The organism is Rossellomorea vietnamensis, from assembly GCF_008180415.1.
GTDB classification, from domain to species: domain Bacteria; phylum Bacillota; class Bacilli; order Bacillales; family Bacillaceae_B; genus Rossellomorea; species Rossellomorea vietnamensis_C.
In genome coordinates, this window is sequence record NZ_VTEI01000001.1 from 385,790 (window position 1) to 409,285 (window position 23,496).

A 23,496-nucleotide genomic window follows, 5' to 3' on the forward strand; every position below is an offset into this window, starting at 1 on the left:
CAAAACCCTTTACTCATGTACCCACTCTCAATCTCTAGATACATGTCTTTGTCTTTTCAAGCCTACTCATGTACCCACACGCCACCTCTGGATACATGTCTTTGTCTTTTTAGCCCATCTCATGTATCCACTCTCGATCTCTGGATACATGTCTTTGCCTTTTTGAGCCTACTCATGTACCCACACGCCACCTCTGGATACATGTCTTTGTCTTTTTAGCCCAACTCATGTACCCACTCTCGATCTCTGGATACATGTCTTTGTCTTTTTACCCCAACTCATGTACCCACACGCCACCTCTGGATACACGTCTTTGTCTTTTTAACCCAACTCATGTACCCACACGCCACCTCTGGATACATGTCTTTGTCTTTTTAGCCCATCTCATGTACCCACTCTCGATCTCTGGATACATGTCTTTGCCTTTTTAACCCAACTCATGTACCCACACGCCACCTCTGGATACATGTCTTTGCCTTTTTAACCCAACTCATGTACCCACACGCCACCTCTGGATACATGTCTTTGTCTTTTTAACCCAACTCATGTACCCACACGCCACCTCTGGATACATGTCTTTGCCTTTTTGAGCCTACTCATGTACCCACTCTCAATCTCTAGATACATGTCTTTGTCTTTTTAGCCCAWCTCATGTACCCACTCTCGATCTCTGGATACATGTCTTTGCCTTTTTAACCCAACTCATGTACCCACWCTCSATCTCTGGATACATGTCTTTGTCTTTTTAACCCAACTCATGTACCCACTCTCGATCTCTGGATACACGTCTTTGTCTTTTTAACCCAACTCATGTACCCACACGCCACCTCTGGATACACGTCTTTGTCTTTTTAACCCAACTCATGTACCCACACGCCACCTCTGGATACATGTCTTTGTCTTTTTAACCCAACTCATGTACCCACACGCCACCTCTGGATACATGTCTTTGTCTTTTTAACCCAACTCATGTACCCACACGCCACCTCTGGATACATGTCTTTGTCTCTTTGACCCAACTCATGTACCCACCTTCCTCTGCTGGATAAATATCTGCACACAAAACCCTTCACTCATACATCCAATTTTACCTTCTGGTACCATATCTCTGCTTCAAATCTTTTACCCAAGTAACCAGTTACCCTTCTTCTTTGCAATACAAATCAGCTCTATATGCAGACTGCCTAGCCTTGTAAAAAAATAAAAAAACCCGCCCAGATCAACTCTGAGCGGGTTCCTTTTTAATCTACTCTTCCATCGTGGAAAGATCTCCTGTCGGCAGATCCAATTCCCATGCTTTCAGTACACGTCTCATGATTTTTCCGCTGCGTGTTTTCGGCAGTTTATCTTTGAACTCGATTTCTCTTGGAGCGGCATGAGCAGCCAGCCCTCTTTTTACAAACTGCCGGATATCTTCTTTCAGTTCGTCTGTCACTTCATATCCTTCACGCAATGCCACGAAAGCTTTAATGATTTCACCACGAACCGGGTCAGGTTTACCGATGACTCCCGCTTCAGCAACGGCAGGATGTTCAACCAGTTTGCTTTCGACCTCAAATGGTCCCACCCTTTCACCTGAAGTCATGATGACATCATCAATCCGGCCTTGGAACCAGAAGTATCCGTCTTCATCCATATAGGCAGAATCCCCGGATACATACCAGTCTCCCGGCATGAAGTAGGAATCATACTTTTGCTCATTTTTCCAGATGGCATTCATCATGGACGGCCAGCCGCGTTTGATGGCGAGGTTCCCCATACGATAAGGCGGCAGTTCGTTCCCTTGATCATCCACAATGGCTGCTTTGATGCCCGGGATCGGTTTTCCCATCGACCCTGGCTTGATTTCCATGCAAGGATAATTGCAGATGACCTGTCCGCCAGTTTCCGTCATCCACCACGTATCATGGATGCGGAGATGAAAAACCTTCATTCCCCAGCGGATTACTTCAGGATTCAATGGTTCCCCAACGCTCAGGATATGCCTAAGGCTGCTTAAGTCGAAGCGTTTCACAACCTCATCTCCGGCACCCATCAGCATTCTGAAAGCAGTAGGAGCGCTGTACCACACAGTGACTCCATATTTTTGAATCGTATTGTACCATTTTTCCGGCTTGAACCTTCCGCCCGCAATAATGTTGGAAGCTCCAGTCAGCCATGGACCAAAGATTCCATAGGAAGTCCCTGTCACCCAGCCTGGGTCAGCTGTGCACCAGTAAACATCGTCTTCCTGCAGATCCAGGACCCACTTGGCCGTCTGGTAATGCTGAAGCATCGCATTATGGACATGAAGGACTCCCTTCGGCTTGCCAGTAGAGCCGGACGTATAGTGCAGGATCATTCCATCTGTCAGTTCCACCCATTCGATATCCAGCTTATCGCTGGCTTCATCAAATCGTGTCAGGAAGTCCGTATACTTCCCTTTCTCCTCAACACCTTCTCCAACGAGGATTACATGCTCTAAGGCAGGCAGTTCATCCACTGGAACCCTCTCGAGCAATTCCGGGGTCGTCACAAGGACTTTCGCTTCACTGTCTTCAAGGCGGTCCCTGACAGCACCCTCCATAAACGCTTCAAACAGCGGGCCGACAATGGCTCCCAGTTTAATCGCGCCGAGCACGGTAAAGTACAATTCCGGGGATCTTGGCATAAAGATGAACACTCTATCGCCTTTTTCCACATCACCATACGTCTTCAGGACATTTCCTGCTTTATTGGTCAGATTTTTCATTTCTCTGTAGGTATACTTTTCATCTCTGGTGTCGTCGTTGTAGTAAAGAGCCACTTTGTTCTTCCTGAATGACTCCGCATGCCGGTCGATCGCTTCATATGCAATATTCACACGGCCTGTTTCATGCCAGGAAAAATTCTTTTTCGTTTCGTTCCAATCAAAGCCCTTGTACGTCTCTTCATAACTAGAAAGATTGTAGTTTCCTTGAGTTACTGGCAGCGCTTCCAACTTCATTGTAGCGATTCCTCCTTATGTAAGAAATTACTATATTATTATAGTACAAAAATCTATTTTTCTCAATTTTAAAAATTGTTAGATTTTTAATTTTTGTTATACTATTGGTATGTAAGGTTCTCCTCTTATATGAAAGTTTCATTAAAAAGACTATTCCAGAGCCTTTTGCCTGCTATGTAGTCTGCCTGATTTATGTAATAATAATTATGTATATTATTTTGAGGCGGTGACAAAATGAACCACCAAAAAACCTATAATGCAATGGAACTGAAGACTCCAAAAGGCAACTTGATCATTGAAGGACCTGTTCCTGTCAGTGAATTGATAGATTTGGAGTTTCATGAAGACCTGACAGCATTCCGCACTCCGGAAAAACAGCACAAGGCAATTGTTGAAATTGCAGGGCTGCCGGAGGGAAGAATCATTATAGCCAGGGAAGACAACATCATTGTCGGTTATGTTACATACCTGTATCCGGATCCTCTGGAACGCTGGTCGCAAGGAAAAATGGAAGAATTAATCGAACTTGGTGCTATTGAGGTCATTCCGAAATTCAGGGGAGCTTCGGTAGGGAAGAACCTTCTAAGGGTTTCGATGATGGATGACGCAATGGAGGATTACATTATCATCACAACTGAATACTACTGGCACTGGGATCTGAAAGGCACTGGCTTGAATGTTTGGGAGTACCGGAAGATCATGGAGAAAATGATGAATGCAGGCGGATTGGAGTACTACGCAACGGATGATCCTGAAATCAGTTCGCATCCGGCCAACTGCCTCATGGCCAGAATCGGAAAAAGAATCGAAAGCGAGTCTGTCCAGAGTTTTGACAGATTGAGATTCATGAACCGCTATATGTATTAACGACTCTCTCAAAGGGGATGGAAAACCATGATAGTAGAAGAAATCATGATAACAACAGTAGAGACACTAAGAGCAGATGATACAATAGAGCAGGCCATCAAGACCATGCGCGAAAAAAAAATCAGGCATATTCCGATCGTCGATGACAATATGGCGGTAATCGGCATTGTCAGTGACCGGGATGTGAAAGACGGCACCCCCTCGATTTTTCAAAAAGACAAAGCAGCAGAAGAATTGCAAAACCCACTGAAGCTGATCATGAAAACAAATGTCATCACAGGACATCCTCTCGATTTTGTTGAAGAGGCTGCTGCCCTCTTTTACGAACACCAAATCGGCTGCCTTCCGATCGTGAAAGAAAATAAGCTGGCCGGCATCATTACCGAGACCGACCTCCTTTATACCCTGATTCAATTGACGGGAGCCCACCAGCCCGGTTCACAAATCGAAGTGAAAGTGGAAAACCGGTCCGGCGTATTATATGAAGTGGCTGGCATCATTCGCAAACATAATGCCAACATCCACAGTGTCCTGGTCTACCCGGACCGCCACGACGAAAAGTACAAGATTCTCGTGTTCAGAGTGCGGACAATCAATCCTATGGCGGTCATTGATGATTTAAAGAAAGAAGGGTATGAGGTTCCCTGGCCGAACATGCCCGGTATGCCATCATGACGAAGGAGGCTCTGTTTGTCTATTCTGATAAGCTATTAAAATACCGTTTTTCCGAAAATCACCCGTTTAATCAATTCAGGCTGAAACTGACCATCGATTTGCTCCAAGAAGCGGGGGCCCTGAATGAAGATGATCTTATAGAGCCGAGAATGGCCACAGATGAAGAGCTTCATCTGGTTCATGACCCTTCTTTCGTAAGCGCTGTCAAATCTGCAGGCAACGGTTCTCTTTCTCCTGAAAAAGCAGAGAGCTATGGAATCGGTACAGAGGATACGCCCATCTTCAAAGGAATGCATGAAGCCAGTGCGCTCTTAGTCGGAGGCACTTTGACAGCCGTTGATTGTGTCCTTGGCGGCGTGTCGAAGCATGCCGCTCACTTAGGCGGCGGGCTTCACCACGGATTCAAAGGAAAAGCTTCGGGATTCTGTATTTATAACGATAGTTCAGTGGCAATAAAATATATGCAGGAAAAATATAATGCAAGGGTCTTATATGTAGATACAGATGCCCACCACGGTGACGGTGTACAATGGTCTTTTTATGATGACCCGGATGTCTGCACCCTGTCCATACATGAAACAGGCAGATATCTGTTCCCCGGCACCGGCAATATTAATGAGCGGGGACACGGAAAGGGGTATGGCTACTCTTTCAATATACCGCTTGATGCTTTTACGGAAGATGAATCCTGGCTTCAGGCTTACGAAACTTCCTTTAGAGAGGTCATTAAATTTTTCAAGCCTGATGTGATTCTGACCCAGAACGGAGCGGATGCCCATTATTATGACCCATTGACTCACTTGTCTTCTACTATGAATATTTATCAGAAAATTCCTCAAATTGCCCACGAACTCGCCCATCAATATTGCGATGGCCGATGGATAGCTGTGGGAGGCGGCGGATATGATATTTGGCGTGTCGTCCCCCGGGCATGGAGCCTTCTGTGGATGGAAATGGCGCAGCGAAACGAAGGCATGAAGCAATTTCCGGAGCAGTGGGCGAAGCGCTGGCAGGAAGAAGCACCCGTTCCCTTGCCAGTTAGCTGGGAGGACCCTACGGGGATTTACCCTGCGATTCCGAGGAAGCCCGAAATTACAGAAAAGAACTTTCAAACAGTTGAAAAAGCTCTTTATCAACTGAGGCAGCAGGGATCTAATAAGTCTTCTGCTCAGTGATTTTGTAATTCGCTCCCTTGTTGGACGCTGCCCCTCCATTTACTTTACTTTCTAGAACTTCGTGCATTCAGGCGGCTGCTTATCTGACTGCATGGAGTTCTTTTTTTGGGGATTGGTGCCGTCATTGGCGCTTCTGATAGAATCGTTTTTTCGGATGTTCCTTGGGGGGATTTCTGGCTGTAGCGATTTCAGATTTTAGGGATTCGATGCCGCCTGGGCCGGCTTCTGGATGCAGCGATTCTCGGTCTTAGCGATGCTATATAAACCCTTTTCTAAATCATTATCTTAGGTTTTTAATTTTATTTCTTTTCCGTCATCAGCGTTGGATTTTCAGATTTACATACCGTATAAACACACATTCTGCAACACCGTTTTCTCAATCTTACGCTTACCATCTGCCCCGCCAAGCACAATCCCCATCAAACCAGGCCCACTAACAAACCAAACAAAAAAACGCACCTTCTCAAAAGGAAAGGCACGTTTTCCGGCACTTTATTTAGTAGAATCTCTCTCTTCAATCCTATGCGGAAGAACCACAATGTTTTCATCGACTTTTTCTTTATTCATATATTTTGTCAGAAGGCGCATGGACACAGCACCAATGTCATATAACGGTTGGACGATCGACGTCAGCTGCGGGCGGACCATCAATGCCAGCCTTGTGTTATCGAAGCTGATGACTTCTGCTTCTCCCGGAATGTTGACGCCTTCATCCTGTGCTCCGTGCACGACACCAAGTGCCATCTCGTCATTCCCTACAAATACGGCTGTAGGTTTGTCAGTAAGCTCACGAAGCTTCTGCCATGCTTCAAGTCCGGAATCATATGTGTAGTCACCTTCTACAACAAGCTCTTCATTGAACTCGATTCCTGATTCTTCCAATGCCTTCTTATAACCAGGAAGCTTTGCCTCATTATTGACTTTGTCGTGGAATGGACCGCTGACATAAGCCACTCGCTTGTGCCCTTTAGCAATCAATTCTTTGACAGCGTCATAGGCTGCCTCCTGATAATCAATGTTGACGGAAGGGATTTTCCCGGAATCCTCAACTGTTCCTGCCAATACGATCGGCACTGGTGAAAGTTCAAATTCCCTGACATGTTCTTCAGTGATATTTCCGCCCATGAATACAATTCCATCCACCTGTTTGCCGAGCATGGTGTTCAACAGATGCAGTTCTTTCTCTGTATTTTGGTCGGAATTGCTCAGAATGATGTTGTATTTGTACATCGTCGCGATATCTTCAATTCCTCTTGCAAGTTCAGCAAAGAAGATATTGGAAATATCCGGGATGATGACACCAACAGTCGTGGTTTTTTTGCTGGCCAGTCCCCTTGCGACAGCGTTCGGCCTGTAGCCGAGCCTGTCGATTACCTCTACCACTTTTTTTCTTGTTGCGGGCTTTACATTTGGATTCCCATTGACTACGCGGGAAACCGTCGCCATGGATACATTTGCTTCCCTGGCTACATCATATATCGTTACATTCATGGATTCCACTCCTTCAATTTCGTTTTAGCTTATCCCTTATCTTACACTAATTTACCATCTTTAATAAATTCGGTGAAAATTTCAACTCGTCCCCATTATTAATATAGCTATATCATACTTGAGTGCGGGCGTCTCTGCAATCAATCCACACTTAATTCCTACCCGAATAGACGCTTTTTAAAAATATATTTCGTTATCTATGCAGCCCATTTAAAAAGCATTCTATGAAACATTCTGGATAACAACCATGGCTTCCCACTTACACCAATACGACCAATGGGTCCAACAAATCGAAAGAACAAAAGCGGAAGCGCCTCGGTCAGCTCCAAAGACAGGCAAATGTTCCAAAGAGAAAAAAGGCGGGCTTTCCTTGAGGCCACTGGAAAAGTCCAACAATTAGTTTAAAGGCAGAATCGCTCACTTCCAAGAGCCGATTCTGCCTTTTTCATAAAGTTTATGAAAGAGTGCTGTTTTTTGTTGAGGAGGCACACTCCGCTTGGTTGGGTGAATAATGTAATCAGCTTTATAGAGAAATTGTCCAGTCATTCCCTTAATTGGGTACTCATCAGTAAATAAGGGAACTTTTTTCCCTTATCTGCAATTTCAAGCTTATTACGGGGAAAATAGAGGAACTATTTTCCCTTATATGATAAAAAGTAGAATTTTTCTAGCCTATTAAGCTCATTAAGGGAAATTTATTCCCCTATTTTAGCTTTTCTAAGAGTTTTGTAAGAAATAAGGGAATCTCTTTCCTCTATTTACTATCCAAAATACTGAACTACATAGTTAAGCACCACCGGTCCCTGCCTTTAATTAGCACCCTTCTATCTTTCCAGCCCCGACAGGCAAATGTTCCTTAGAGAAAAAAAGGCGCTCTTTCCTTTTATTCTCTGAGGATAAAAGTTGTCCACAAAGATTAATTTTTATAATTTCCTAGGAAACTAAAAAATGGCCATCATATAGATGACCACTTTGCCTAGCTATTTACCCGCCGTTAACTCTCTATAGAAATGATCAAACTGCTCCAGGTCCATTTGCTGTGCAGCATCGGATAATGCTACAGCCGGATCTGGGTGAACTTCTGCCATCACGCCGTCAGCTCCGATTGCCAGTGCAGCTTTTGCTGCAGGCAGCAATAAATCACGCCGGCCGGTTGAATGGGTGACATCGACAAATACAGGAAGATGCGTTTCTTGTTTCAAAATAGGTACTGCTGAGATATCAAGGGTGTTCCTTGTAGCCCGTTCATACGTCCGGATCCCTCGTTCGCAAAGAATGATATCTCCGTTTCCTTGGGAAATGATATATTCTGCAGCATTCATGAATTCCTCAAGAGTTGCCGATAGTCCCCTTTTCAAAAGGACAGGCTTCCTTGCAGATCCAGCCGCTTTCAGCAATTCAAAGTTTTGCATATTGCGGGCACCGATTTGGATGATATCCACATAGTCACATGCCGACTCAATATCGGCCGGATTGACAATTTCACTGACCACTGCAAGGTTGAACTCGTCAGCCGCCTTCCTCAAAATTTTCAAACCTTCCATACCTAAGCCTTGGAAATCATATGGAGAAGTACGTGGTTTAAAGGCTCCTCCGCGGATAAGGTTTAGCCCCTTCCCTTTGATCGACTTGGCAACTTCTGTAACCTGTTCATACGATTCCACCGCACAAGGCCCGAAAATGAAGTGAGGATTTCCATCACCAATTTCCTCGCCTTTTACATTGACAATGGTATCTGATGGCTTTTTCTTCCTGGAAACCAACAGTTCTTTTCGATGGTTGTCCTGAAGCAGGTCAAGTCCGGCTTTGAAAACCTCTTTAAAAATATGTTCGATCGTCGTGTTGTCAAAAGGTCCCTGATTTTGGTCAATGATATAGTTGAGCATATCTCTTTCACGAACAGGATCGAAACGATTCATCCCCTGTCTTTCTTTTACCCTTCCAATTTCCTGGACAAGGCGGGCGCGTTCATTGATATTTTCCAACAGCTTCAAGTTTATATCATCGACTTGGCTTCTTAGCTGATCGAGTTCTTTATTACTCACAACCCAACATCCTCTCTGCACTGGCTTCCTTTTTATTTCAATTGGCTGTTCTTGTATAGGCTATTGCTCTCGTGATGATCCGGTTTCCCCATCCTGGTTATAATTAATTCTTGCATATGAAGAAGCTGCAAAGTCTAAGAAAAGAATTATAAATTCCTACACTTCGTACTTTTTCCCTAAAAGTATGATACATTTTTTATAATAGGATTTATTATAATGGAATGTAAAGTAAAAGTCACGGAAAACACTTTATCCTTTCAACGCATTCACGCGTTAAAGTATTATCTAGTGTTTTTTTATGAAATTAAATTCGTCTGCAAAGAAGCTGAAAGCAAAAATTGAACTCAGTGAAATAGATTAAAGTGGGTGTTGCATTATGCCGGATAAAAAGAAAATATTCGCATTGGATATCGGTACCAGGTCTGTGGTGGGAATCATCCTGATAGAAAATGAAAACAAACAATTTGAGGTTATTGATATTCTCTCACAAGAGCATAAAGAACGTGCGATGCTGGATGGACAGATTCATGATGTACCTGCTGTTGCTTCTGTCATTTCCTCCATTAAAACAGAAATGGAGAAGAAACATGGGCCTCTTCAGAAAGTGTGTGTAGCTGCAGCGGGGAGGGCTTTAAAAACCGAGACCGCCAGTGCTTCCATCTCCATCACAGGAAAGCCTCTGCTGACGCAGGAAGACGTGCTTCATCTAGAGCTTAGTGCTGTACAGCAAGCCCAGGCAATAGCCGCGCACGACGGAGACCAAACCTATCATTACTACTGTGTTGGGTACTCTGTCCTCTATTATAAGCTCGATGGTGAGGAAATCGGCAGCCTGGTCGATCAGCAAGGAGACCAGGCATCAGTGGACATCATTTCTACCTTCCTGCCTAAAGTGGTGGTTGAGTCCCTGTTGGCCGCATTGAACAGGGCCGGATTGGAAATGGAAGCCTTGACACTCGAGCCTATTGCCGCCATTAATGTTCTCATTCCCGCATCTATGCGCAGGTTGAATGTCGCACTTGTCGATATCGGGGCTGGTACATCCGACATCGCATTGACTGATATGGGAACGATTATCGCATTTGGAATGGTTCCCACAGCCGGAGATGAAATTACAGAGGCCATCAGTGATGCTCTTCTCCTGGACTTTCCTCTTGCTGAAGAGGCTAAAAGAGAACTGATTAACCAAGAAACCATAACTGTTTCTGATATTCTTGGATTTGAAACAGAGATTTCTCGTGAAGAAGTCGTTACTCAGATATCTCCAGCCATTGATCACCTGGCTCAAGAAATCAAAACGGAAATCCTTAAGCTTAATAACGGAAAACCGCCTAAAGCAGTTATGCTGGTCGGCGGCGGAAGCTTGACACCCGAACTTCCTGAGAGGCTGGCTTCTGCCCTTGAGCTTCCCCTTAACCGGGTGGCCGTGCGTGGAACGGACGCTATCCAGGACTTGCAAATTATCGACAAAGTGTCAAATGGCCCTGAACTTGTCACCCCAATAGGAATCGCGATAGCTGCCAAAAAAGCACCTGTCCAATACGTGACCGCCTATGTGAATGAACAGCCGATAAGATTGTTTGAAGTAAAAGAACTGACCATCGGAGACTGCCTGCTTGCAGCTGGTTTAAAAATAAATAAATTGTACGGCAAGCCGGGAATGGCAATGATTGTGTCTGTAAATGGACAGTCCATTACTCTTCCGGGAAAACATGGAAAAGCTCCTGCCTTATTGAAAAACGGGCAAAAAAGCAGCATCGATTCCCCTATTCAAAATGGAGATCGAATCACCGTGATTCAAGGCGAAAACGGAGAAGAGCCAGTCATTAAGATTTCTGACTTAATAGAGACGCAGCCTGAAATTACTTTAACCATTAATCAAAAGGACTTCTCCTTCCCAATGAACCTGATGGTCAACGGGAAACCATCTTCGTTGGATAAATTTGTTCAGGACAGAGACACAATCGAGGTTGAACCCCTTCCTTCAGCAGAGTCGGTTTTGAAACGGACTGGACACGAAGAGCTTACCAGGCATCTTAGAACATTCCATGTTACCATCAATGAGAAAGAAACCTTCATTCCGGCCTTCTCCGGCAGGATGACAGTCAACGGAAGGGAAGCACGACTGTCGACAATCATCAAAAGCGGGGATGTCATTGAAGTATCAAATCCTGAAATGCCCACCTTAAAAATGGTCACAGAGAAAAAACAAATGAATCTCAGTCACAGGATTACCGTATTCTTTAATGATAAAGAGCTGGAACTTTCCAAAGAAGCTGCTGAAGTGTTTCGCAGTGGAGAAAAGCTTGCAGAAGACAGCTTGATTCAAACAGGGGACAAATTGACGTCCATTGCGAAAGAAGCCGGATCATTTATCTTTCAGGATCTCTTCAGACATATTGAAATCGAGATGCCTTCCAACGCTGGAGGTAAATTTCTTCTTATGAAAAATGGCGAAGAAACCACTTTTTATGAAAGCATACAGACCGGTGATAAACTTGAAATCCGCTGGCCGTTATCTGTTTAATAACAAAAGAGACTGAAGGGTATGTCCCTCAGTCTCTTTTTGCTTAAACACTTGCCAATTCTTTGCTGGTAATTTTCCAGTGCGATTGGTTCCAAACCGGCTTACCGTTTTTAAACAGGAAAGCTTGCGGGGACTCATGTTTAATGCCGAAGGTCTCAGCAATATGGTTGGATAGATCCCTTGAGTCCTGTACAGCTAAATAATAGGCTTCCTGCTCGCCCGTATCATTGGCAAACTTTTGGTATTCATCAAAGGCACTGCCGCTGATGGGACAGGTTAAGCTGTGCTTCATAAAAAAGAACTTATCTTTCTCCTCTACAAGCTGGTTGAACTCTTCAATGGTATCAATCTTTTTCACTATTCCCGCTCCTTTCAAAAGAAGGCGGTGAGGCTGTTCCGCCTGCACCGCCATCCATGTTATTGTTTGATTGTCTGCTCTGTATCATCAAATGCTTTTTTCGTTTCTTCAAGCTTTTGATTGAGCTCTTGGGCATCATTTTGTTCAGTTTCAACCGGAAGCTGTTCTTCGCCTGTCACTTCACTGCTATCTTCATTCTTACCTGATTTCACTTTATTAACCAGGTTAGTGGACTGTTCTTGTACAGTCTTTGTAATTCCTGAAGTTTTTTCTTTTGCTGCTGAAGCAAGTTCATTGCCCCGCTCCATAGCTGTTTCTCTCCACTGGCCGCTTTTTTCTTTTAACGTGCCAGCATGTGTGTTTAGATCATCACGAAGTTCTTTTCCGGATTTCGGAGCAAGGAATAGAGCTGTCGCTGCTCCTACAATTCCGCCAATTAAGGAACCAATCAAGAAATCCTTGGCATTGATGCTGCCTTCGTGAGTAGCGTTATTGTTATTATTATTTGTTCCGCCGTTTGGGTGGCCATGGCTCACCTGGTTCTTGTATACATCATTTTGTTGAGTCATCATAACATCCTCCCTGGAATTTAATATTAGTTCTGTCTTGCTCTGCGAATCATTTGTTCGCGTCTGTCAACCTCTGCAGATGCTCTCGCTTCTTCAGCTGCATAAGCATTTCTGGTGCCTTGATAAGGTTTTTCTTTCGTCTTCCACTTATCGCGCAGCTCCATTGCCGCTTTTCCCCATTGAACAACCTGGGAGATTCTTTCTTGATTCTTCTCTAAATTTGTAGAAATTGAAGTGGTAACTTTTTTTACAGATGAATTTAACCCTTGAATTGAACTTCCCACATCTTTCACAGCATATACAACTGTGTTCAATTCTTCTGACTTCTGCTGGATGTCCTCTGCAAGCCTGTTGGTCTTATGTAGAAGATCAGCAGATTCCTTTGTTACTCCCTGCAGCTGTGTTTCCAAACCATCAAGGGTATGGGAGACACTATCTAAAGTCGTTTGTACCGACTTAAGGGTTTTTGTCAAACTAATGACTAATACTAAAAATGCAATGGCAATCACTGCGACACTCAAATATAAAATTATCTCCATTTCATCAGCACCTCCTGTTTATAGCAATTCTTTACCCGGCACCGAGCGTCCTTAAACACTAGTTTCTCCACCGGAACATGAATATCCTGCTAATTTCACAGATTATTATTTCCCGATTTCGTTTTTCTAATTATTTTGTTTCGAGGTGCATGTCAGAAAATTTGTTACCTGCATAGGAATCTTTTTATAAAAAAACAGGTGTTTTCGGTTACAATATGAGTAGGCTCTAACACCCTCAGCCCTGTGAATTAGACAAGGCATAAGGAATATCCATTTAGGAGGAATACATATATGAAAGATCCTAGAATTGAAAAGCTGGCCAAAAATTTGATTCAATACTCTGTACAGCTGCAAAAAGGTGAAAAGGTATTAATTGAAAATTTCGGCCTGCAGCGTGAACTGGTTACTGCATTGGTAAAGGAAGCCTATGCTGCGGGAGGATATCCCTTCGTGTCGCTGAAAGATCATGCAGTCGACCGCTCTCTATTGATCGGCGCCCAAGAGGAACAGTATGAGATGATGGCTGAGTTTGAAGCCGGAGTCATGGATAAGATGGATGCCTATATCGGGCTTCGTTCTGGCGACAACATCAATGAACATGCCGATGTTCCGGATGAAAAGATGAAAATCCAGGGAAGCACTGTCGGTAAGAAAGTTCATCGCGAAATTCGTGTTCCCAAGAAAAAATGGGTGGTGCTGAGATACCCGAATGCATCGATGGCCCAGCTGGCGAAAATGAGTACAGAAGCGTTTGAGGACTTCTACTTTGATGTGTGCAACCTTGATTACGCGAAAATGGACAAAGCGATGGACGGCCTGGTTGAATTGATGAATAAAACGGATAAAGTCCGTATTACAGGTGAAGGAACTGAACTTACTTTTTCCATCAAAGACATTCCCGCTGTGAAGTGTGCGGGCCGATTGAACATCCCGGACGGGGAAGTTTACACGGCTCCTGTAAAAGATTCAGTGAACGGTACCATTACTTATAACACACCGTCTCCTTATCACGGCTTCACTTATGAGAACGTGAAACTGACTTTCGAAAACGGAAAGATTGTTTCGGCTGAAGCCAATGATACAGAAAGAATCAATAAAATTTTTGATACGGACGAAGGCGCACGTTTCATAGGTGAATTTGCCATCGGGGTCAACCCTTATATCCTTCATCCGATGCAGGACATCCTGTTCGATGAAAAAATTGACGGCAGCTTCCACTTCACACCGGGAGAGTGCTATGAGCAGGCTTATAACGGCAACCACTCCAACATCCATTGGGATATGGTCATGATCCAAAGACCTGAGTACGGCGGAGGAGAAATCTATTTCGATGATGTGCTGATCCGCAAGGACGGCCGCTTCACTCTTCCTGAGCTTGAGCAGCTTAATCCGGAAAACTTGAAATAGGATCGAAACTTTAAAAGAATTTTGAAGAAGCAATGATCAAAGAAGAGTAAAAACTAAGAGGGACTGCAAACAATAGTGCAGTCCCTCTTAGTTTTTCATTAAAGCCCTTTAGAAAATTTTTTCACTTATCCTCCACGTTAACCGTATGTTCCTCATAACTGTCAGTGTTCTTCAATATAATTGACCATTGATCTTCATCGGAATTATAAGAAATGGACTGTGCAGTTAAAATTTCATTTTCAAGAACAGTCTTAGATAATGCTCTATTTAAGGCCTCAGCTTCGGAAAGTGTGGCACCTTCTGGTGAAAAACTTGGAAGAACTTCTAATTTGCCAACAGCCGCTTGACCCGGGTATGAAGTGTCCATTCCGCCATCAAACCATATCTTCACTTGTTCTCCTACTTTAACGTCTTTCGGTGCTTCACTTGCCCATACAGCATCATAATATTCTTCTATACCGCCATTTTCACTGTAGTCTTTAGCTTCTGTACTGACAACTAAAATCTGTTGTCCTTCCTTATCCATTACATATCCTGTTATCCCTGGTTCTCCGCCATCAGTATTACCAGTTTCATTACTGCATGCACTTAATAAAAAAAGCATAAACACCGTTGAATAAACGAATATCTTTCCCATTTGAGACCTCGCCTCCCTTGCTAGATGTGCGTATTGAGCTGCTAGTAGTTTCTATAGCGGTTAGCAGCTCAACACCCTGCCACTACTAGATTACCAGCGTCTATTCTAATCTGAAATATCTATTTAATAAACTCTAAAAAGTAAGAGATCCAATCAGTTTATTCCTCTATCTCATAAACCAGTACATCAAACAGCTCATCTCCATCGTACAACAGGAATGCCCATTCTCCTGGTTTCGGAATGGTGATTGCGCAAGGTACATAGGCATCAGCTCCATTTACCGCACTGCCTAGCTGCATGGTCCACTTCCACCCATTATCCAAGATAGGGTAAGCAGTTTGTGAACCTTCATGAACCCCTACCACCGTTAAGTCTGAAGTTTTATTTCCCTAAAGATGCCACATCCATTTTTGCGGTGTCAAACTCGGCATATCGATACCTATGACACCTGATTTATTCTCATTTCCAATAATTCCTCTATCAAAGTTGACCGCTTTCCTATCCCAGTCAATTTCTTCAAAGTCCTGCTGCTCTACAAAACCTGGGATATTTTCCGGCAGCTTTATTCCTTGGGTTTTCAATCTTGTTTTTACCGTGTTGGAATTCAAGTTTAAAATATCGCCGATTTTCGCAATTGACAGCTCTTCATAATAATAAAGAATAATGACTTCACGGTATTTTACCGGCAGCTTCAACACACTCTTAGAAAGTGTCTCTTCCTCACTGCGTTTGATTAACAGCATATCAGGCGGAGGATCGTTTGATTTAAAGATGGTGAGAAGACTTGACTGAATAACTGTTTTTCGATAGGAAGCGCTTTTTAACATGTCCTTAGATTTATTAATGGTGATTCTGTATATCCATGGTTTAAAGTCAAGGATTTCATAGAGCTTGTCGTAATGATGGCAGCAGACGACAAAAACGTCCTGAACACTATCTTCGGCTAATTTCCAGTCTTTAACGTAGTTATAAGCCATCTTTGTCAAATTTTCACCGTACCTATCCATAATAGCCTCGAGCCAAGCATCTTTTCTGGCAGGAAAATTAGAATCATTTTCTGTGAGACTGGTCAAATGGTTCCCACCCCGCTTTCTTCTTTACTGCTAAGACGATTCAGTTGCCAGAAGGTTTCATTATTTTATGAGAATTTTCTTTATCGCTTTAAAGCACGAAGAGGGACTGTCCCTATTTACGCTTTAAAGCGTAAAAGCCCTAACACTAAAAAAGCTGCCAGCCCTTATGCAGGGCTGGCAGCTTAAAGAAATCTATTCTACATGGTTCCTGAGTGTTTCTTCATAGGCTTCCTGGAATTTTTGGACATCCCCGGCCCCCATGAAAATTAGGACACCATTTTCGTGAGCCATTAATGGCTTGGTATTATCTTCATCGATCATTTTGGCATTCTCGATTTTGCCCCTTAGGTCATCGATGGAAAGTTTTCCATGATTTTCACGTGCAGAACCAAAGATTTCGCATAGATACACCTGGTCGGCTTCCGATAAGCTGTCGGCAAATTCATTTAGGAATGTCTGAGTCCTTGTGAATGTATGAGGCTGGAAGACAGCTATGATTTCCCTGTCTGGATACTTCTGCCTTGCCGCTTCAATTGTCACCTTGATTTCAGTTGGGTGGTGAGCATAATCATCAATCAGAATCTGTTCGCCGATTTTTTTCTCGGAGAATCTTCTTTTTACCCCTTGGAAGGAAGCTAATCTTTCCTGCACAATCTCTGTATCTAGATCCTCGTAATGACAGAGGGCGATGACAGACAGGGCATTCAGGATGCTGTGGTCTCCATATCCAGGAATTGAGAAAGAAGCGAAGAATTCATTTCTCACAAAGACATCGAAAGTTGTTCCATCCGGATTCTTATTGACATTCCTTGCCTGGAAGTCATTTTCTTCTGCAAAACCATAGAAAAGGACAGGAACCTTCGCTTGTATCTTTTGAAGGTGTTCATCATCCCCGCAGGCAATGATCCCTTTCTTGACTTGCATCGCCATCTCTTGGAATGCCTGGAACACGTCATCGACGTTCGCAAAATAATCAGGGTGGTCAAAATCGATATTTGTCATGATGGCATAGTCAGGATGGTAAGACAAAAAGTGCCTTCTGTATTCACATGCTTCGAATACAAAGTACTCTGCGTCCTTTTCGCCCTTGCCCGTTCCATCCCCGATCAGGTAGGAAGTAGGCTTTGCGCCTCTAATGACATGCGCAAGAAGACCTGTAGTCGATGTCTTTCCATGTGCACCTGTAACGGCAACAGACGTGAATTCCTGCATGAAATCACCAAGGAAACTGTGATATCTCGTCACAGGGAGGCCTTGTTCCACTGCCTCTTCAATTTCTTCATGTGTGTCTGGGAAAGCATTACCCGCTATAACATTCATGTCCGGCCCTATATTTTCCTTTTGAAAAGGCAGGATTTTTATTTTAGAATCTTCAAGAGACTTCTGTGTAAAAAAGTACTTTTCGACATCCGAGCCCTGTACTTCATACTCCATATCGTGAAGCACCTGGGCAAGCGCGCTCATTCCAGATCCCTTAATTCCAACGAAATGGTATATTGTCATATTAGAACCTCCAACAATCATCTATCTGTAAGCAGTATATGACATTAATCCATTTTTGCCAGCAGGTGTATTTTGACCAGCCTGCAAAAATGGGATTGCTTAATGAACAACAACCCGCTTCAGTATCGACCGTATTATAATGAAAAGATTATATCATCTTTTTATGCCAGTGGCTATGAACGACAAGTATGACTTTATAGTGACATAGCAATGAACCGGGCAGCATTTTCCTTCAAAAATCCTCGCCACGCAATGCCCCTGTCCATGCTTCTATTTTCATAATGGTCCAATAGGCCTCTGAATATTTCTCCATCCTTTACCCTGAATGCAGGCCCGATTAACATTCCTTTTGAAACTAAAGGGATTTTTCTTATAAAAGCCAAATCCCCGGATTTCAGTGCCCCTTCCTGAGTAAAAGGGTTTACAACCGCTTCTTTGTGCTTATGTAGGATATTCTGTACAATTGTAGAATTTTCATAGCAGTCAATTTCCAGCACTTCCACCGGTTCCCATGCGGCGGTCAAAAACAGGGCGCCGAGCATCCTGTCTGTTTCCGTCATCCCATCTGCTTTTACCTGGAGAAACTGATGAAATACAGTCTTGTTTGCTGCCGTCTTATAATCAAATAGAAGCCATTGCCTGAAGAGCGTATCCAAAGCAGAACCTGATTCAGCTAGTTCAAGAGATAAGGAGAATTTTTTGGAGAAAATGAATTTTGCTCTTACCTTCTCCCGGATATTGGTCTCTCTTTCCAAGTACAGCAGGCTCTGGGTATACAACTCTTCCGTATGCCTTTCAGCCTGCTGCTGCTTTTTGTCCTTATAAGATGCTAAATTGATCAGTGGTTCTTTTTCCTTCACATTAAATCACACCTATTGCCATACGACTTTCTCTAAGCGTTCATTCCATCTGAATTTTCTTCCGGTTTTTGCCTGCGGTTTCCCGTCCAGGATGACATTATCGCCGGTGAAGCCGATATGGACCTTCAAAAGACTGCCGCCGACACCATACATATCCACTGGTATCTCATTTTCCTCAAAAGAGCGGATACGTTCTTCTGTAAAACCGCCTGATACGACAATTTTGACATGGTCGAAGCCTTCTGCATTTAATTCTTCACGAAGGGCAAGTATCAATTCAGCATTGACCCCTCTTGGATCAAATGTCCCAAGCAAGTGCTGATTTCTGACGAAGTATTTGTCAATCATCGTGCGTGAGGTATCAACACGAACACCTTTCAGCTCAGAACCAAAGGCCCTAGCCACTTTTAGGGCATCATCGATTACGTCATTATTATAATCCACCAGCGCAATCAATTCGTCTTCAGGGAACGTTTCCTTATATGCCTGCGCAGCCGCTACAATGTCTCCATTGAAGAGCTGTATGAGGGCATGCGGCATGGTCCCCATCCCCTGTTTGCCCCACCATTCATTCATGGCATGGGTCGCCTGGGCGGTAGATCCGCCGATAAAGGCTGCGTACCCATCTCCAGCCTGCTGGGTATAATGGTCATCACGGTCTCCCATAAAAATGACCGGCTTTTTCTTTCCTGACAGAGACGCCGCTTTCATCAATTTGTAGACATTGGTGGCAACCGACGTTCTCCTGCCAAGGATTCCGTCGATGATTCCTTCGAGATAACCAAAATCCTGATAACGCCCTGTAATGGTCAATACTGTTTCGAATGGAGCAATCTTGTCTCCATCCTTCAGTGAATGAATTTCGAGATCTTCCGGATTATCAGCGAAAGTATGCAGCAGAGCAATGACTTCATCTGTACCGCAGAGAACGGCATGCTCCTTTTGGAAGAACTGCATCGTGACTGTGCTGTCTGATTTATACTTCCTTGCAATTTCTCTTGTTTTTAAAAAATAAACAGCTGAGAACCAGCCTTCCTTGACCCTCTCATCAAACTTGAAAGTGTCGTTGGTCAATCTATTCAGTTTCCCTTGAAGTTTCAATTGAATTTCCTTCATCCTAAAAGCTCCTTACCATCAACTGTACACATCTATTGATTGTCATTGACTGAGTAATAAAGGAACATCAACCACAAAAACAGTTCCTTAAAAGTTAACGAAACAAAAAAGCGAAGAACGACTGGGTACATCCTTCACTTTTTTGCTATTAGGTAACTTGTATTCATTTTATTATAGTTTCATTCTTTTAAGAATACCACTTCTTAGATCATTGTACTAGTGTCTTGAAGCTCTTCAAGTTCCCTAGAAGAAATTAACACATCTCTAGGTTTGCTTCCTTTTGCTTCCGATACAATGCCGTGGCTTTCCATCATGTCCACAAGCCTCGCCGCACGGTTATATCCAACACGGAAATGCCTCTGGATGAGCGAAGTGGAAGCTCCGCCTTGGTTGACTACAAACTCACACGCTTCCAGGAACAACTCATCTTCCTGTTCATCCACCTGAGCCTTTTTCAGCAGCTCATCCTGCTGGAACAAGTAATTCGGCTCTCCCTGCCCTCTGACGTGATGGACGATTTCATCAATTTCATCATCAGAAACGAACGTTCCTTGAAGCCTAACCGGCTTGGACGATCCGTTTTCAAGGAACAGCATATCGCCCTTCCCAAGCAGCTTTTCGGCTCCACTCGCATCAATAATCGTCCTGGAATCCACTCCTGAAGAGACGGAGAAAGCGATCCGTGTTGGAACATTCGCCTTGATCAAGCCGGTGATGACATCCACAGAAGGACGCTGGGTCGCAATAATCAGGTGAATTCCGCAGGCTCTTGCTTTTTGAGCAATACGGCAGATGGCTTCTTCTACATCAGCAGGAGACATCATCATCAGGTCTGCCAGCTCGTCAATGACAATTACCAGATACGGCAGCTTTTGGCTCTTCTCGCCGTTTCTTTCTGCTTTAAGGTTGTAGCGGGTGATATCTCTGACTCCTGTATGAGCAAACAATTCGTAGCGTCTTTCCATTTCCTCCACGGCCCATTTAAGAGCGGCGGTCGCAGCTTTTACGTCTGTAATTACAGGACTAACCAGATGCGGCATGCGGTTATAAGGAGCCAGCTCCACCATTTTCGGATCGATCAGCAGCAGCTTCAGTTCCTGCGGAGAAGCTTTGTACAATAGACTCACCAGAATGGAATTGATGCAGACACTTTTTCCCGATCCCGTCGCACCCGCAATCAGTCCATGGGGCATCTTGTTCAGATCCGTGACAATCGGCTCCCCTGATATATCTAGACCTAATGCCGCTGTCAGAGGTGAAGAGCTTTCCTGGAATGGGCTGCTCGAAATGATCTCACTCAGTGAAACCGGACGGCTCTGCTGATTCGGGACCTCGATTCCGATGGTGTGCTTACCTGGAATAGGAGCTTCAATCCGGATATCTCTTGCAGCTAAACTCAATTTGATATCATCAGCCAGATTCGTGATTTTGTTCACTTTCACGCCAGGTTCAGGCTGAACTTCAAATCTCGTTACGGCCGGTCCTTCTGTTACATTCACGACACGCGCCCTGACATTGAAGTTCACCAGCGTATCATTCAGCAGTTCTCTTTGAGCTTCAAGCCACTCACCGCTCGTTTCCTTTACGATTGGAGGAGCAAGAAAATTCAATTGGGGAAATTCATAGCCTTCTTCCTCTATGGGCTCTTCCGCCAACTCTTCATATTTTTTCAGAGTAGTATTATCCTGGATTTTCTCTTCAGCAGCAGCCCGCTTAGTCTCGGAAACTGGTTCTGCCTTTGGCGGATGAACCATCTTCCTTTTATCCTGCTTCAGCATTAATACATTGAAGGGCAGGTGTGACCGTTTGGTAGGACTCTCTGAAGGTTCTGGCTGACTGCTGATTTTCTCTTCCGCAGGTGCCGGCTCAATATTAATCTCCTCTACACCTTGAGAAAGAACAGGTTCCGGGTCATTTTCTGACTCTAGTTCCTCATTCAAAACAGATTCCTCAGGATTTTCTTCTGGATATTCTTCAGCCTCTACCGCAACAGGGCTTTCGTATTGTAAATCATCTTGTTCCGGTTGATCTTCTTCATTATGGCTTTGCAAAGGAGATTCCTCTATGGCTGTCTCATCTTCCTTGACTGCCAGTGGGACATCTACAGTCTCATTCACCCGTTTTTCCATGTCACCCTGTTCTAGGGTTGATTCTTCTTCGCTCGTGTTTTGGACCCTCATCTCTTCCAATCGTTTTTTTCGATCCATTATCCGCTTATCCTGCTTCAGCATCAAAACATTGAAAGGCAGGTGCGAGCGCTTGGAAGCCGGCTGAGGTGATTGTTCGGGTTCATCCTGTGTGACTTCCTGGCCTTCCGCTGATTCTGCACCGTCTATAAACAGCTCTGCTTCCATTGTTTCACTCTTTAAGGACACGTCTTCAAAAACTTCATTAGTCTCTTCGGTCAAAGATTCCTCCACATCCTGCAATCCAGGTAAGGAGTCTGGAACTTCCTCCGTTTCAACAGATTTGGTTTCCTCAAAACCGTGCTGTTCTTCTGTTTCAATAACTGTGTCACCTTCAAAACCCCCTTTAACTGAAGGCTCTTCAGGCGTTTCCACTGTCACTTCGGTTTCATCTGACTGAAAATCAGAAGATTCTTCAACGTGTACGTCATTTGCCTCCACAAGCTCTCCAGCCGTTTCAGTTAAAGCTCTCTCTTTTTCATGCAGGAAAGGGAATGAGTCTGAACCTGTCTCCGTTTTAACGGGTTTGGTATCCTCAAAAACTTGCTGAGCTTTTGTTTCAATAACCGACTCAACTTCAGAATCACCTTTAACTAAATGATCTTCAAGGAGTTCCTCCGGTATTTCTGCTTCAGCAGACACAAGTTTAGATGATTCTTCAGCAGGTACGTCACTATGTAATCTTTCTGGCTTGGTTTCTTCCATTATTTTTAATGGCTCGAATTCATCTAGTAAAACTTTTTCTCCCTTAACAATATTATTAAGATCTTTGTTTTCGTTAGAAGGATTTGTATAGTCTTCTGAGCGTAAATCCTCTGAAATCCGAATTTCTGGCTGAGTCGGTTCAATAGCCTTTTCGGACTCTCTCCACAATCTTGGTTCATGGCTTTTCAGCTCGAATTGAATCGGATCCTTTTGTGCAGGTTTACTGAAGCCGTAAATAGGCGAGGGAATTTCCGTTGGACGGAAAGGACGTTTAAAGGGGTCTCCCTTTTTTTCAGAAGCCTTCTCTTTCTTCGGGCTGCCTTTCTGGATCTTGGCTTCTTTCTCATCTTTCTCAGATTGTTTCTCTTTCTCTTGAGAAGGGCTGCGCCTCTGCCTTCTCTGCTCTGATCGATTTTCTCTCTCTTCTCTTCGTGCTATCCCTTGATCCGGAATGACCGGAAACCTAAATTCTCCTTTAGGATATTGATAGGAGATCCTCGCTTCAATGTCTTTGTTTTTTTCATTAGGTGCATCTATATTTCGCTCTTCTTTATAAGAGGCTTCATCTGATTGAATAGGTTCATCTTTTAATCTGTTAAAAACTTTTTTAAGCCAACTCAAATGTTATCACTCTCTCTACTGTAATCATCTCTTTATTGTAACAGTTAAAAGAAAAAATTCGAGTAAAATCACCAGAATGGGAGATTTTGTCCATAATTGGTTTCCCAAGCCATCTGTTTTGTGTGACATGCTGCTCAGGTTGTCCGTACCTCCGTACTAAATGACCCTACAAAAAAA

General features: G+C 43.8%; 18 protein-coding genes. 5 read left to right on the plus strand and 13 right to left on the minus strand.

What is annotated here, in order from left to right; translation table 11 throughout:
- Positions 1–1,246 precede the first annotated feature (1,246 nt).
- Positions 1,247–2,965 (minus strand): acetate--CoA ligase, encoded by a 1,719-nt coding sequence (gene acsA / locus FZC78_RS01745; RefSeq protein ID WP_148937971.1) that lies wholly within the window; start codon positions 2,963–2,965, stop codon positions 1,247–1,249.
- A 234-nt stretch (positions 2,966–3,199) separates the two neighbouring features.
- Here acsA and FZC78_RS01750 point away from each other — a divergent pair, with 234 nt between their 5' ends.
- The 3 genes from FZC78_RS01750 to FZC78_RS01760 are packed head-to-tail and all read left to right on the plus strand — an operon-like array spanning position 3,200 to position 5,682.
- On the plus strand, positions 3,200–3,832 hold the full coding sequence (locus tag FZC78_RS01750) for a GNAT family N-acetyltransferase (RefSeq protein ID WP_148937972.1): 633 nt from the start codon (positions 3,200–3,202) through the stop codon (positions 3,830–3,832).
- A 27-nt stretch (positions 3,833–3,859) separates the two neighbouring features.
- Positions 3,860–4,507 (plus strand): acetoin utilization AcuB family protein, encoded by a 648-nt coding sequence (locus FZC78_RS01755; RefSeq protein ID WP_148937973.1) that lies wholly within the window; start codon positions 3,860–3,862, stop codon positions 4,505–4,507.
- Positions 4,504–5,682: an acetoin utilization protein AcuC gene (locus FZC78_RS01760; RefSeq protein WP_148937974.1), complete on the plus strand. Its 1,179-nt coding sequence runs from the start codon at positions 4,504–4,506 to the stop codon at positions 5,680–5,682. The genes FZC78_RS01755 and FZC78_RS01760 overlap by 4 nt, the downstream gene beginning before the upstream one ends.
- 492 nt (positions 5,683–6,174) lie before the next feature.
- Here FZC78_RS01760 and ccpA read toward each other — a convergent pair whose 3' ends face one another.
- Both ccpA and FZC78_RS01770 read right to left on the minus strand, forming a co-directional pair.
- The gene (gene ccpA / locus FZC78_RS01765) at positions 6,175–7,173 is read right to left on the minus strand and encodes a catabolite control protein A (RefSeq protein WP_148937975.1); all 999 of its coding nucleotides are present in this window, start codon (positions 7,171–7,173) and stop codon (positions 6,175–6,177) included.
- 980 nt (positions 7,174–8,153) lie between these two features.
- Positions 8,154–9,218, minus strand: coding sequence for a bifunctional 3-deoxy-7-phosphoheptulonate synthase/chorismate mutase (locus FZC78_RS01770; RefSeq protein ID WP_148937976.1), 1,065 nt, complete (start codon positions 9,216–9,218; stop codon positions 8,154–8,156).
- A 376-nt stretch (positions 9,219–9,594) separates the two neighbouring features.
- Here FZC78_RS01770 and FZC78_RS01775 point away from each other — a divergent pair, with 376 nt between their 5' ends.
- Entirely contained in the window at positions 9,595–11,745 is a 2,151-nt protein-coding gene (locus FZC78_RS01775; RefSeq protein WP_148937977.1) for a cell division protein FtsA, read from the plus strand.
- Between the two features lie 43 nt (positions 11,746–11,788).
- On the opposite strand, the gene ytxJ is transcribed toward FZC78_RS01775, so the two are convergent.
- Genes ytxJ through FZC78_RS01790 form a run of 3 tightly spaced genes read right to left on the minus strand, consistent with a single transcriptional unit; the run spans position 11,789 to position 13,211 of the window.
- Positions 11,789–12,103, minus strand: a complete 315-nt coding sequence (gene ytxJ / locus FZC78_RS01780) for a bacillithiol system redox-active protein YtxJ (protein WP_252183466.1) — start codon at positions 12,101–12,103, stop codon at positions 11,789–11,791.
- Positions 12,104–12,162: 59 nt separating this feature from the next.
- Positions 12,163–12,675, minus strand: a complete 513-nt coding sequence (locus FZC78_RS01785) for a YtxH domain-containing protein (protein WP_148937979.1) — start codon at positions 12,673–12,675, stop codon at positions 12,163–12,165.
- Positions 12,676–12,698: 23 nt separating this feature from the next.
- Positions 12,699–13,211, minus strand: coding sequence for a DUF948 domain-containing protein (locus FZC78_RS01790; RefSeq protein ID WP_148937980.1), 513 nt, complete (start codon positions 13,209–13,211; stop codon positions 12,699–12,701).
- Between the two features lie 291 nt (positions 13,212–13,502).
- On the opposite strand from FZC78_RS01790, the gene FZC78_RS01795 reads away from it, so the two are divergent.
- On the plus strand, positions 13,503–14,618 hold the full coding sequence (locus FZC78_RS01795) for an aminopeptidase (protein WP_148937981.1): 1,116 nt from the start codon (positions 13,503–13,505) through the stop codon (positions 14,616–14,618).
- Positions 14,619–14,739: 121 nt separating this feature from the next.
- Here FZC78_RS01795 and FZC78_RS01800 read toward each other — a convergent pair whose 3' ends face one another.
- From FZC78_RS01800 to FZC78_RS01830, 7 genes are all read right to left on the minus strand, one after another.
- Positions 14,740–15,255 (minus strand): YobA family protein, encoded by a 516-nt coding sequence (locus FZC78_RS01800; protein ID WP_148937982.1) that lies wholly within the window; start codon positions 15,253–15,255, stop codon positions 14,740–14,742.
- A gap of 158 nt (positions 15,256–15,413) precedes the next feature.
- Complete coding sequence (locus FZC78_RS01805) at positions 15,414–15,554, minus strand: hypothetical protein (protein WP_252183467.1); 141 nt, start codon at positions 15,552–15,554, stop codon at positions 15,414–15,416.
- Between the two features lie 90 nt (positions 15,555–15,644).
- Positions 15,645–16,328 (minus strand): sigma-70 family RNA polymerase sigma factor, encoded by a 684-nt coding sequence (locus FZC78_RS24095; RefSeq protein WP_252183468.1) that lies wholly within the window; start codon positions 16,326–16,328, stop codon positions 15,645–15,647.
- 192 nt (positions 16,329–16,520) lie between these two features.
- Positions 16,521–17,831 (minus strand): UDP-N-acetylmuramate--L-alanine ligase, encoded by a 1,311-nt coding sequence (gene murC, locus FZC78_RS01815; RefSeq protein WP_148937984.1) that lies wholly within the window; start codon positions 17,829–17,831, stop codon positions 16,521–16,523.
- 194 nt (positions 17,832–18,025) lie between these two features.
- The gene (locus FZC78_RS01820) at positions 18,026–18,691 is read right to left on the minus strand and encodes a hypothetical protein (protein ID WP_148937985.1); all 666 of its coding nucleotides are present in this window, start codon (positions 18,689–18,691) and stop codon (positions 18,026–18,028) included.
- A gap of 12 nt (positions 18,692–18,703) precedes the next feature.
- On the minus strand, positions 18,704–19,807 hold the full coding sequence (locus FZC78_RS01825) for a nicotinate phosphoribosyltransferase (RefSeq protein ID WP_148937986.1): 1,104 nt from the start codon (positions 19,805–19,807) through the stop codon (positions 18,704–18,706).
- A gap of 203 nt (positions 19,808–20,010) precedes the next feature.
- Complete coding sequence (locus FZC78_RS01830) at positions 20,011–23,319, minus strand: DNA translocase FtsK (protein WP_286365464.1); 3,309 nt, start codon at positions 23,317–23,319, stop codon at positions 20,011–20,013.
- Positions 23,320–23,496: the final 177 nt, after the last annotated feature.